15 protein-coding genes are annotated in these 12332 nt (G+C 34.9%); 4 read left to right on the top strand and 11 right to left on the bottom strand.

Annotation, left to right across the window (positions count from 1 at the left end; all coding sequences use genetic code 11):
• Window positions 1-13: 13 nt before the first annotated feature.
• From ACPF64_RS12935 to ACPF64_RS12925, 3 genes are read right to left on the bottom strand one after another with little or no spacing between them, the layout of a single operon-like run.
• Complete coding sequence (locus tag ACPF64_RS12935; RefSeq protein WP_004642719.1) at window positions 14-865, bottom strand: AAA family ATPase; 852 nt, start codon at window positions 863-865, stop codon at window positions 14-16.
• 29 nt (window positions 866-894) lie between these two features.
• A complete protein-coding gene (locus ACPF64_RS12930) occupies window positions 895-1281 on the bottom strand; it encodes a hypothetical protein (RefSeq protein ID WP_003651617.1) in 387 nt (128 codons plus the stop codon).
• Window positions 1274-1534 carry a YcgL domain-containing protein gene (locus ACPF64_RS12925; RefSeq protein WP_009393366.1) on the bottom strand — a complete coding sequence of 87 codons (261 nt, stop codon included), beginning with the start codon at window positions 1532-1534 and terminating at the stop codon, window positions 1274-1276. Before ACPF64_RS12925 ends, ACPF64_RS12930 begins: the two co-directional genes overlap by 8 nt.
• A 517-nt stretch (window positions 1535-2051) precedes the next feature.
• Here ACPF64_RS12925 and ACPF64_RS12920 point away from each other — a divergent pair.
• A complete protein-coding gene (locus ACPF64_RS12920) occupies window positions 2052-2216 on the top strand; it encodes a hypothetical protein (protein ID WP_002113596.1) in 165 nt (54 codons plus the stop codon).
• Between the two features lie 74 nt (window positions 2217-2290).
• Here ACPF64_RS12920 and ACPF64_RS12915 read toward each other — a convergent pair whose 3' ends face one another.
• The 3 genes from ACPF64_RS12915 to ACPF64_RS12905 all read right to left on the bottom strand — a co-directional run bounded on the left by ACPF64_RS12915 (window position 2291) and on the right by ACPF64_RS12905 (window position 3998).
• Window positions 2291-2626, bottom strand: a complete 336-nt coding sequence (locus ACPF64_RS12915; protein WP_080632587.1) for a hypothetical protein — start codon at window positions 2624-2626, stop codon at window positions 2291-2293.
• A gap of 158 nt (window positions 2627-2784) precedes the next feature.
• A complete protein-coding gene (locus tag ACPF64_RS12910; protein ID WP_004642715.1) occupies window positions 2785-3051 on the bottom strand; it encodes a hypothetical protein in 267 nt (88 codons plus the stop codon).
• Between the two features lie 95 nt (window positions 3052-3146).
• On the bottom strand, window positions 3147-3998 hold the full coding sequence (locus tag ACPF64_RS12905; RefSeq protein ID WP_426453699.1) for a LysR family transcriptional regulator: 852 nt from the start codon (window positions 3996-3998) through the stop codon (window positions 3147-3149).
• A 118-nt stretch (window positions 3999-4116) separates the two neighbouring features.
• On the opposite strand from ACPF64_RS12905, the gene ACPF64_RS12900 reads away from it, so the two are divergent.
• A complete protein-coding gene (locus ACPF64_RS12900) occupies window positions 4117-4815 on the top strand; it encodes an FMN-dependent NADH-azoreductase (RefSeq protein ID WP_426453697.1) in 699 nt (232 codons plus the stop codon).
• Window positions 4816-5263: 448 nt separating this feature from the next.
• On the opposite strand, the gene ACPF64_RS12895 is transcribed toward ACPF64_RS12900, so the two are convergent.
• The 5 genes from ACPF64_RS12895 to ACPF64_RS12875 all read right to left on the bottom strand — a co-directional run bounded on the left by ACPF64_RS12895 (window position 5264) and on the right by ACPF64_RS12875 (window position 9550).
• Window positions 5264-6388 (bottom strand): ribonuclease D, encoded by a 1125-nt coding sequence (locus ACPF64_RS12895; RefSeq protein ID WP_426453695.1) that lies wholly within the window; start codon window positions 6386-6388, stop codon window positions 5264-5266.
• A gap of 328 nt (window positions 6389-6716) precedes the next feature.
• Window positions 6717-7313, bottom strand: coding sequence for a recombination mediator RecR (gene recR, locus ACPF64_RS12890; RefSeq protein WP_017390620.1), 597 nt, complete (start codon window positions 7311-7313; stop codon window positions 6717-6719).
• A 9-nt stretch (window positions 7314-7322) separates the two neighbouring features.
• The gene (locus tag ACPF64_RS12885; protein ID WP_004642711.1) at window positions 7323-7652 is read right to left on the bottom strand and encodes a YbaB/EbfC family nucleoid-associated protein; all 330 of its coding nucleotides are present in this window, start codon (window positions 7650-7652) and stop codon (window positions 7323-7325) included.
• Window positions 7653-7933: 281 nt separating this feature from the next.
• A complete protein-coding gene (locus tag ACPF64_RS12880; protein ID WP_005040939.1) occupies window positions 7934-8167 on the bottom strand; it encodes a hypothetical protein in 234 nt (77 codons plus the stop codon).
• 195 nt (window positions 8168-8362) lie between these two features.
• Entirely contained in the window at window positions 8363-9550 is a 1188-nt protein-coding gene (locus tag ACPF64_RS12875; RefSeq protein ID WP_347018331.1) for an O-succinylhomoserine sulfhydrylase, read from the bottom strand.
• 135 nt (window positions 9551-9685) lie between these two features.
• Here ACPF64_RS12875 and ACPF64_RS12870 point away from each other — a divergent pair, with 135 nt between their 5' ends.
• A complete protein-coding gene (locus tag ACPF64_RS12870) occupies window positions 9686-10771 on the top strand; it encodes an alpha/beta fold hydrolase (RefSeq protein ID WP_426453691.1) in 1086 nt (361 codons plus the stop codon).
• Window positions 10772-10781: 10 nt separating this feature from the next.
• Window positions 10782-11654, top strand: a complete 873-nt coding sequence (locus ACPF64_RS12865; RefSeq protein WP_426453689.1) for an NAD(P)-dependent oxidoreductase — start codon at window positions 10782-10784, stop codon at window positions 11652-11654.
• The last annotated feature ends 678 nt before the right edge of the window (window positions 11655-12332 follow it).

Below are 12332 nucleotides of genomic sequence, written 5' to 3'. Positions count from 1 at the left end.
GTTATTCCCTCCTTTAACGTCGAGACATGAAAGCCAAACGTTCGAGGAGTTGCACATCCTGCTCGTTTTTGATCAGCGCACCATATAAAGGTGGAATAGCTTTAGATGTATCTCGATTACGCAATACATCTTCAGGCATATCATCTGCCATGAGTAAGCTTAACCAATCAATTAACTCAGATGTTGATGGTGGTTTCTTCAAATTAGGAATTTCACGTAATTTAAAGAAAACCTGTAAAGCTTCGTTGACGAGTGTTGCAGAAATATTCGGGAAATGAACATCGATAATTTCTCGCATGGTCACTTCATCTGGAAACTCAATGTAATGAAAGAAACAACGACGCAAGAAAGCATCTGGTAACTCTTTTTCATTATTCGATGTAATAATTACAATTGGGCGTTGTGTTGCCGTAATGGTTTCACTTGTTTCATAAACATAAAAAGACATTTTATCGAGTTCATGCAACAAGTCATTTGGAAACTCAATATCGGCTTTGTCAATTTCATCAATTAACAAGACACAACGCTCTTCACTGGTGAAAGCTTCCCACAATTTACCGGGTTTAATATAGTTCTTAATATCGTAAACACGGTCATCACCTAACTGGCTGTCTCGTAAACGAGAAACAGCATCATATTCATACAACCCTTGCTGTGCTTTGGTTGTCGATTTGATATGCCAAGTAATGAGTTTTAAGCCCAAACTTTCTGCTACTTGTTCAGCAAGTAAAGTTTTACCCGTACCAGGTTCACCTTTAACCAGTAAAGGCTTTTGTAAGGCACGGGCTGCTTTTACAGCGAGCTTAAGACTGTCAGTCGCGATATATTGATCTGTACCGGTAAAATGTTGGGTATCAGCAGACATGTGAAGACCTTATTTTTCTATTTCAATGGTTAGATGGAACGCATGCTTTTGTTTGTTGAATATTTTGACCAACAATAGCCAATAACCAAACCTAGACCAACTACAAACAGAATTAAAGATAAATTTGACCAGATTAGAGGGCTATCTTTGGTTAAAACACCAAAAAGTAGTCCAAAAATAGCAGGTGCTACCGATGCATTTGGACCTTCAGACACGGTTGGTGTGACTAAAATAGCAAATACAATAAGCCAGCTAATCGCACCAAAAGTTGTAGGAAGACGGCGCATTAATCGCCACCAACACCACAAAGCAATAATAGCGCCGATTCCATAAGCTGTTAAAGCAATAGCATCTTCAGGAATAAAATCCAAAAAAGAGAATAATTGATTCATTATTCCAGTTTGATTTTCACGCACCACGTAAGCCCTCTGGTTCAACCGCATTCGGGTTAATTAACCCTTCTGGTGGCATCTGAATAAAGAAGCCCTTTGTTTGTAATGAGTCTAAAACATGTAAAACATTAGCACGCGCCAATTTACGTGTTGGAGCTAACTCTAAATGCATGACAAACGTTGCACGGCCAAACGCTTGTAAAACAGCTTCAGGAACATTTTCAAACGGATCAGCTTGTTCCGCATCGTCAGGATAGTTTGGACGAGCAATATAAATGTACATTTCATCTTTTTTGCTCGATCTATAAATATCACAGTGCATTTCAAATCAACTCTTGAACTAAGGACAGCATACATGAAAAAAAACGACTCACCCACGCAGGTTTGTTTACGCATCAGTCGTTTTTTTAATTCTTGGGAAATATTAACCCACAACGTTGATTAAGGTCGATAATAACTTTGTTCTAAACAAAAGCCAGCTTTCATAAAAAATAAGTAAATATATGATTTAAAACATTAAATATAATTATTCATTTTAATAAAATAAAAACAATTTTAGAAAAAAAATAAGAAATCGTTCGTTACTAAGTACTTTTTGTGATCTGTTTTTAATAGTTTTACCCTTTAATACTATGAAATTTATCATATTAAAATTAGCTATTACCTTTTAAAATTCACATTTAAGTAAAACTTCTAACCACTTAATAAACATTAGCAGACATTACTTAACTGGTTTAAATTCTCAATATGTTTCAATAATAAGTATCTTAATAATAGATGTGGAGGATGAACTTATGCCTCGTGGCGATAAAACAGCTTACACAGCAAAGCAAAAACGTCAGGCTAAACATATTGTTGAGAGTGAAGTAGACAGAGGTCATTCTCAAGAAGAAGCTGAACGAATCGCATGGTCTACCGTCAATAAACAAGATGGCGGCGGTAAGAAAAAGTCCCACTAATACAAACTTTAAATACTTCTTTAGCTCAAGCTAAAGAAGTATTTTTACCAAACAAGTTAATGATATTTAGATATTTAAAAGACTCGAGAACTCTTTATATAGTTATCAGTTACTTGATTTAGGGCATTCAAAATAGCACCATCATCTTGACTTAACAGAGCTTCATTGAGGCATTCCATGTAGCCTATGAGCGTAGTCTTAGAAACGTTGGCAAATTCAGTTGTAACTGCTTCATCTTCATATAAAATCACGTAGCTACGTGCAAAACCATAGATCAAATAGACTGCTGCTTTTTCTTTTGTATTTTTAGATTCTTTAAGAGACTGTTCACAAGCATTTTTTAAATCTTTAAATGCATCTGTACCAGTAGATTGATTTTTGAAAGATAAAAGTATTGTTTGGAAGTTCATATCCATATTCCACTCAAAAAGTAAAGCTACAGAAGATGGTAGAACCTGTCAAATAAAATCATGATTAACATACGTTTAAATGTAAATAAATTTATCTTCTTTTTTAATACGATATAAAAGACCGCCTTTAAAAGAGCGGTCTAATAAAAAATCGATATTTAAAAGCTTATTTCTATCGTTATGGTAGTACCAGAGTGTTCGATATTAGTTGATACATTGAAGCCTCTACCCCTAAGTTCCTCTTCTACTTGTGTGAGGTGATCAGGACTTACAGCATCAATCGGAAACAGGAACGTTGCTTTTCGCTTCCCTGCTTTAGAATCAGTTTCAGTGCCTGTTAAAATTTTTTCCAGCATGGCCTCTTGATTGATTTTAAAATTTTTAGCATTTTGACGCGCTTGTTCAGCACTAAAGTTATTAAGCATATTTATCTCTCTAATTATTAATTTATCTAATTTTATAGCATAAAAGCTTATATAGTTTTGGTGTTGTGTAGTTAATTCCAATCAGAAATATAAGCTTATTGATTAAATAATCTTTCTATCCATTCAATAAATTTTCTGGCATTTCTATTTTTAAAATCTTCTTTATTTGGAATGTAATAGCACAACTCAGATTGAACTGATTTAGTCTTAAGAGGTTGTATAAGATTCGCTTTAATAAATCTCTGGGCAAGTGTATAAGAACAAAACACGAGTCCATTGGCCGCTAATGCCTCATGTATTCCAAAAATTTCCTGATCAAACTTCTTAATTGTTATTTGCATTCGGTCCCATCCATTCAGCTCAAGCCAAGTTTCTAGTGGCGGACTTGGTAATGCTTTATTTTTCCATTCTGTGGTGAATAACGTTATTGGCTCATTAGAATGTTCTAGTAGATCAAGTTTAGATGCACCAAATACATTAAAAGACTCATATTTAAGAATATCGTTAGAAGGTACTAAAGATACATCACCATATCGAATAGGTAATGTATATAAGTGACTTTCTAACGCTTCACCTGTAGAAAATTCAACTGAGATATCAGGATGTAATTGATAAAATTCATTTATTGAGGGAATTAACAACATTGCTGCCAATGAGGATGTGGTAGCTACTCTGAGTATATTTCCATTTACTGTTATTTCATCTAGCGCATCTTCAATTTTACGAAATCCTTCAGAAATCGCTACTGCTAGCCTATCACCTGTCGTTGTAAGCGTTATTTTTCTTACCTGTCGATGAAATAAATCAACATTTAACCTGCTTTCAAGATTGGCAATATGATGTGAAATTGCAGTCGGTGTTAGCGAAAGCTCTTCAGCAGCCAATTTAAAACTGCCTAGTCGAGCAGCTGATTCAAATGCCCTAAGTGCTTGCAATGAGACTTGCATGCTTTCTCCTGAATCACAGTTATAGGTGATTTAAAATCATCTATAGCTGTAATTTTCTCGTTTGTCTACTTCTCATTTAAAACTCAGAATAAATTAACTCCTAACCCTTATGGAATTTATGATGAGCAAAATGTTACATATAGATGCCAGCGTACGAGCTGCAATTAACCCCAATCCAAATCATAATTCTATTTCAAAAAATATTGCCAGCCGATTGGTCAGTTTATGGAAAAATAAAAGGCCTATGGATGAGTATATTTATCGGGACCTAGGAATGAATCCGCCTCCATTTATTACTCAGGACTGGATTGATGCTGTATTCACACCTGAAAATAAAAGAACACAAACTCAATGTGATGTCTTATCAATATCCGATCAGTTAATAGCGGAGGTTTCGAGTTCAGATATCATTCTAATTTCTTCTCCTATGTACAATTACGGTATGCCTGCTCAACTAAAAGCATGGTTTGACCAAATTATTCGAATTAATAAGACATTTGATTTTGACCTTTCTCGAGGAGACTTCCCTTTACAACCTCTTTTATCTGGAAAAATTTTAATCATTATCACGTCTAGTGGAGAGTTTGGTTTTGAGAAAGATGGAATTCGTCACGACATGAATCATCTTGTACCTCACCTGCGTACACTCAGTAAATATTTAGGTGTAGAGGAAATTTATGAAATTGCCTCAGAATATCAAGAGTTTGGAGATGAACGACATATAAAGTCATTAGAAAATGCTTTTCAAAAAGCTGAAGAACTTGTAGCTAAACTTGCTGGTTCATTCACAAAAAAGCCGCAGAAGATTAATACTTAATTTTTAAAATTTAATAACCTACTGGCATTTTAACTGAGCTATACCATTAAAAAATAAAAAGCCGACCCAATTGGGTCGGCTTTCTTATTTCTGCACTGAAACAAACTTATAGTTATATATTATTCATATTGAAATTGTTTTTCTTGTCTCCAAGAATATACAGACCTGTATGTTTAATCAATTGAATTTTTCTCATTGAATCGGTTAATTTAATTCATTATCATTTTTACAAATTAAAACCCATCCAATTCATCACTTTACTAGCTTTTTAAAATAAGTTAATTGTTTAATATAACTAATATAATTATTTATTTTATTAACTATTGCCGTAAAATATCTATTATTTTAAATAAAAACTACTCAATTTAAACTTTAAGCCATTCACTATCCTTAATTAAAAAAGCCCATCACGAAGATGAGCCTTTTAAATTTTAACTATCAACTCATTTTAAATTGATAGACTTTCTTTTTCTTCTTGAAATAAATGAATTAATGGTTGAGTTAATAACTCATAACGCCAACCCAAAAGATAATCAGGTAAATCTTGTTCATCCCCTTGAGAAAGAACATGTTGATGAATTGCGTTTAGCCATTTTTTTCTCAGTAATACTTCTTTAGGAATAGATGTTTCACTTATTGCATGGGCTAGTACCATATCCATTTTATTTAAAGTTTCTTTAGATGTTACTTTAAAAGGTTTGGCAATTCTTGCTGGCCATTCACTTTCATTAGGTAAATCTTTAAGTAATTCTAGAATCGTTTTTCCATATTCACGAACTACATTTGGGCGAATATCTTTAACTTGCGAGAGTTGAAAACTATTACGTGGATTCTTTTCAACCATATCAATCATGGTTGAGTTTCTAAGAATAAAACTACGTGGCTGGTTCGTCGCTTTAACAATGTAATCACGCCATTCACTTAAATTTTGCAATTGCATCAATTGACGGCGCGAATGACGATAATTACCAACATCGGTATAGAGTAACTCTTTAGGCGTTTCACTAATAATTTCTTTAGTTAAACTACTACAATCTTCAAGAACATAGTCATAAAGCCCTTTCTGCTTAAGTTGTTCTTGAATATGATGAGCTAACTTCATTATATATAGAACATCATTGGCTGCATAACAGAGTTGCTGAGGCGATAAAGGCCGAGCCAACCAATCGGATCTTGTTTGATCTTTTTCAATGTCAATATCGAGACAAAGCTTTAAAGCGCCTTGGTAACTCACTTGTAGTCCGTGACCTAAGAAAGAAAGGCCCACTTGAGTATCAAACACATTAAGCAAATCTTCTTGATCAGCGTAATGATAGATTAAATCGATGTCTTCCCCACATGCATGAAAAATGTTCTGCTGTGCGAGAAATATTTTTTTCCAAAACTGACTTAGATCTAATGAAACACCATCCAACAGATAGACATTACCATTTACATTGACTTGGCATACCCCAAGTTTAGGCCAGAGTGTGTCAACCTTAATAAATTCTGTATCAAGTCCATATATCGAACATTGATCCATTTTTTGAAGAACATCAACCAATTCGGTTTGCTGTTGGATAAACTGAAACATGCTTTCTCAAGTAAATGCAAAGAGTGCTTAGAACTCTGGTATATATAACATAGAAGTAGGAAATTACCACTTAAACCTTTATGAATACTCTATTTTTGAACAATTTTTCGAAAATAGATAATTTTTTGATCTTTTATTTATACTTTTAAAGTTAACTCCAAATATTCATTCTTTAAAATCTCTAAGATCTTTTTCATTCTTATGTGCTTTCATATTTTATTTAAAAGATCTTTTGTAATTAAAGACAAAATAATATTTGCCTTTAATAGCTAAATTAATAAATTTAATTCAATTTTATATCGCATCAATGAAATAAGCATCGGAATGCTTATTTCATTCTCATACGGTTATGAACTGCCTGACTTAAGGTATGGCTATCTACATACTCAAGTTCACCACCTTGCGGTACACCTTGAGCAATACGCGTCATGTGTATAGGTAAGTGCTTAGTCGCCTCTACCAAATAATGAGCGGTTGCCTGCCCCTCTACAGTCGCATTAGTTGCCAAAATCACTTCTTCAATAGTGCCTTGACTTAAGCGCTGAATCAGATAAGGAATACCAATTTCTTCTGGACCAATACCATCCAAAGGAGAAAGATGTCCCCCTAAAACATGGTATTTACCTCGAAAACTACCACTTTGCTCAATCGCCATTACATCTGCTGGTGATTCAACTACACACAATAGTTGATCTTCTCGCTCAGTTGAGGCACAAATATCACAAATTTCATTTTCAGTTAGAGAATGGCAAACGCTGCACTCATGAATATAACTTGAAGCCTCATGTAAAGCATGAGCTAATGCGAACGCACCTTCTCGATTTTTCATCAAAAGATGTAATGCCATACGTTGAGCCGATTTCGGACCAACGCTAGGCAATATACGTAAAGCTTGAACGAGTTGTTCAAATCTATCACTAAACACAGAACTTCCTTAGAACATGCCCGCTAAGCCAGGTGGCAAGCCCATACCAGAATTCGCTTTTTGCATTTTTTCTTCTGAAATAACTTCTGCTTGACGCACAGCATCATTTACCGCTGCAGCAATCAAATCTTCAATCATATCTGGTTCATCTTGAAGTAATTCAGGGTTAATTTCGATACGTTTTACAAGATAGCGACCATTCATGGTTACTTTAACCAAACCACCACCAGCTTCTGCTTGGACTTCAGTTTGGGCAAGCTCTTCTTTCGCCTTTTTTATATTTGTTTCCATATCTTTTTGCATGCGCTGCGCTTGCTGCATGAGCATATTGATATTCATAACTTTACTCCGTATCTCTATCAAATCTTTAAAGTATTATTGGTTATCTGGTAATACTTTATAAAAACTTAATCTCATTGAACCAACCCTTGTGATTAAAATCCATACAGATTAGTGCATTGAACTCAAATTAATCCGTAATTCTGACACAATAGACTAATGTTTTCTATCAGTATCTCTCGCTCTATTTCACATAGCTACATGAGTAACATGCTCATATTTAGGTACACTTCCTAAATATTTAGATGACATATGTTAAAGTCTTATAAAAACTCATAGCACTATTGAGATGCCTGTAACCCTTTATCAATTGTTTTATATTCACTTAAAGGGACTTTCTTAAAAGAAGTATTTGCTTCTTGGATAGATTTATCTGCTTCTTGCACCGACTTCTCTGCATTGTTAATCAATAAGGTTGTTTCATTCACTGGGTTCTGATTCGGTTTGGTCAGCAATTTGTATCCAACTACCCCGATTACCCCCACTACAACGACAATAGCAATAGGCTTAAGCATTTTTAAAACTCGCATTTCTTTTAATTAAATTTAAAGTCTTTATACCTTGTGCTCTTAGCCATCATTTAAACAAAAATGTAGGTTTTTTATTGCAATTCTGAAATTTGAGTAACATTTAAATATAAAAAACCATCTCGATTAAAGAGATGGTTTGATAAACAAAACAACAAAAGAGAATTATTTCGATCGAGATAATTAGATTAAATCCAGACCACGTGAGATATCACGGATAATATCATTAATATCTTCTAAGCCTACCGATACACGTATTAAACCCTCTTGGATGCCCGCCGCAGCTTTAGCTTCAGCAGAAAGTTTGCCATGTGTAGTCGTTGCAGGATGTGTAATTGTTGACTTCACATCACCTAAGTTGCCAGTAATTGAAATAAACTTAGTATTATCAATAACTTTCCAAGCACCTTCACGTTCGCCTTTAACAACAAATGAAACGATCCCGCCAAAACCATTTTGCTGTTTAGCAGCAAGTTCATGACCTTCATGACTTGGCAAACCAGCGTAGTAAACTTTTTCTACTTTTTCATGAGTAGATAACCATTCTGCAAGAATTTGAGCACTCTCGCAGTGTGCTTTCATACGCAAACGTAAAGTCTCTAAACCTTTTAAGAAGACCCAAGCATTAAATGGACTCATTGATGGGCCAAGCGTACGGACAACACCAAAAACCTCTTCTAACAACTGATGATTACCGACAACAGCACCGCCTAACGCGCGTCCTTGACCATCTAAATATTTAGTTGCCGAGTAAATGACAAGATCTGCACCAAATTTTAATGGTTGCTGCAAAACAGGCGTACAGAAACTGTTATCAACCGCAAGTAATGCACCATTCGCATGGGCAATATCTGCAAGCGCTTGAATATCTGCGATCTCAGCTAAAGGATTAGACGGTGACTCAACAAATAAAAGTTTAGTTTCTGGACGTACTGCCTTTTTCCAATCGTCTAAATCACATAAATCGACAAATGTAATATCTACACCAAACTTGGCAATATATTTTTCAAATAAGGCAACAACTGAACCAAAAACTGCTCTTGAGCAAATAACATGATCACCCGCTTTTAGATACGCCATAGTAACTGACAAAATCGCGCCCATTCCAGAGCTTGTCGCAACAGCACGTTCAGCACCATCTAAAGCTGCTAAACGTTTTTCGAACATCGATACAGTCGGATTGGTAAAACGAGAATAGATATTTCCTTGAACTTGACCAGAAAATTTTGCTGCAGCTTCTTCTGCATTTTCATATACAAAAGATGATGTCAAAAAAATCGGTTCGCCATGCTCACCTTCAAAACTACGAGTATGTCCGGTACGAATGGCTAAGGTATCAAGTTGGTATTCTAAATCATCAGACTGGTTCATTAAATGTTCGCCTTTACTGGTCATGTACTAAAAACTATCATCATTTTGAGTGTCTAATGTATTTAAGGTCAAGGTAAACCTTAAAATTATCGCTTAGACTTTATTCAATCTTTAGTAAATAGTTGGTAAAGCAAGATGAAACGCTTAAAGTCCCTTGTCTCTGAACAAAGTCAAATGAAGCATCTTTCTGCCCGACTATTTCACCCAAAAACATTGGTTCTGTCACAAAGCACTCCCTATGAAGTCATTGGAGAGTTCAATCAAACCCGTATTCGCTATTACGCAGCAACACAAAAAAGATTTAAAGAGCCTTTAGTATTTATTGCTCCACTCGCCATAAATATGGCGATATATGATTTATATCCTTATCGCTCTCTTATTAAATATTTCCAAAATGCTGGTTTCGATGTCTATTTGGTCGATTGGGGAAGTTTAAAGTTTAAAGATAGACATCTTAACTTTTTATCATTTATTGAAGATTTCATTCCTAAAGCGATAGAAATTGTCCGCACACATTCAGGAAGTGAACAAATCTCACTCCATGGATGGAGTATGGCTGGCATATTCGTCACTTTATATACTGCGCTTAACCAACCTAACTATATTAAAAACCTGATTGTTCTTGGTAGTCCAATAGATAGTTATGCATCTGGCTATATTGGCAAACTCTACCGAAACATGAATCATCTTATTGGTCGTAACAAAAAAATTCAGGACCGTATTTATTCTGGATTACCAAAACGTCTGATTCATAGTCCCGGAATTTTAAATTCATTAGGCTTTAAAATTCTTGATCCTAAAGGCTGGTTTGATGGGCATATTCAATTGCTAAAAAATCTTGATGACCTGCAATTTGTACAAGAGCATGCAACCTTAAGTAGCTTTTTAAATAATATGATTGATTACCCAGGTGGGATTAATCAGGACATGTTGTTTAATGTCTGGCTGCAAAACCCACTAAAACGTGGCTTTATTCAATTAAAAGATAAGAAAATCGAATTAAAAAATATAGATTGCTCTCTCTTAGTTGGCGCGGGTCGTAGTGATCAGTTGGTGACTGCTGATGCTGCTTCTCCATTAAGTCAATTGACAAGCAGTCAAGATGTCACGTTTACTCTCATCCCCGGCGGTCATTTAGGCCTAATGTCGAGTCAGGCCAGTGCTCTGGAGTTTTGGCCACGACTGGCAAAATGGCTGACCGAACGTTCAACACAAATTTAAGGACAAGGTCATGAGTCAATCTGTTGCATTTATTGGTTTGGGTGCAATGGGCTACCGTATGGCAGCACATTTACCGAAACACTTCGATACTGTCTATGTATGGAATCGAAATTTCGAAAAAGCCAAACAACATGCGATAGCATATGGCACAAAGGCTGCCTCATTAGAGCAAGCGGTACAAGCAGATATTATCTTTTCATGTTTACCGACAAGCACTGATGTAGAAGTACTTATTAATAATGTACAAATTAAATCTGGGGCAATCTGGATAGACTGTACAAGTGGGGTTCCTGACTCTGCTCGCGCATTAGCAAGCTCATTAAAACAATTGAATGTTGATTTTCTTGATGCTCCAGTAAGCGGTCAAACAGTAGGTGCTGAAAATGCAACTTTAACTGTAATGGTCGGTGGTGATGTAGCTGCTTTCAATCGCGCATTACCGGCACTGCAAGCAGTAGGTAAATTAATTAAACATGTTGGTGAGTCGGGCTCAGGATTTGCCGTAAAAGCCGTTAATAATATGTTACTCGCAGTCAACCTTTGGTCTGTTGCAGAAGGCTTCAGTGCACTCAAAGCACATGGTGTAAGCTTGAACGAAGCATTAGAGTGCATTAATGCCTCAAGTGGTAAAAGTTTGGTAACAGAAACTATATTCCCGCAGCGTGTATTGAGTCGTGAATTTCCAGTGACCTTTGGTTTACCGCTTCTGGCCAAAGATACAGGAATTGCTTTAGATTTAGTCCATCAAGCTAAGCTTCCTGCTCCAGTTTTGTCATTAACACAAAGTTTAATCCACGCTGCTCATTTAACTGCTGAAGACAATAGTGACTTCTCTGCGGCTGTTAAAATGTATGAAGCATGGACCAAGATTACATTGGAATAGATTTAATCTTTTAGATGGCAGCTTATTAAAGATGCTTAATTTTAATAAGCTGCATAATGAATATTAAAAAGACTTAAAAAAAAACCCATTTCAATTTTAGAAATGGGTTACAAAAACAAAAAACTATCAAACGCAGCAATTAAGGATCACATAATAGAAGCTAAAACATGTAAAATCAATACATCTTTCAGTTGAATTGTAAACTAAGATCAATTTTGGCTTATTTATATTTTAGATATCAAAAGAAAAAGCCCATTTCCGTCTAAATTAAAATGGGCTTTGTGAATTCCACTTAATCCTAAAATACAAAAATGTGATAATTATCACGCTTTGTATTTTTATAATGTCATTGATATATTTGTTTTTCATTGACCCAATTTCAAACTTAAGCCGTCTATTTAGCAAATGAAAAAGCTATAAAATCTCATCTTTCCCTACAATTTTTTATATATTATCAATCGAACCAAAAGTATATTTTTCTCTCATTAATAACAGTTAAAGTAAATTAAAACGAGAATCAAATTCTAAAAAAATATATATAATTTTTCTTAAGTTTATGTTTTTATTTGATTTTTATAAATAGTTGATATATAAAGTTTTTATTTATATTGTGAACAAATTATCAACCAAAATGACACTTGAGTAATTAATAGTCATTGAAATATTGGTAATAAACCT

This window comes from Acinetobacter sp. KB005, assembly GCF_049949095.1.
Taxonomy (GTDB): Bacteria; Pseudomonadota; Gammaproteobacteria; order Pseudomonadales; family Moraxellaceae; genus Acinetobacter; species Acinetobacter calcoaceticus.
The sequence above is the reverse complement of the archived record's forward strand: the minus strand, read 5'-3'. Positions and strand labels throughout refer to the sequence as shown.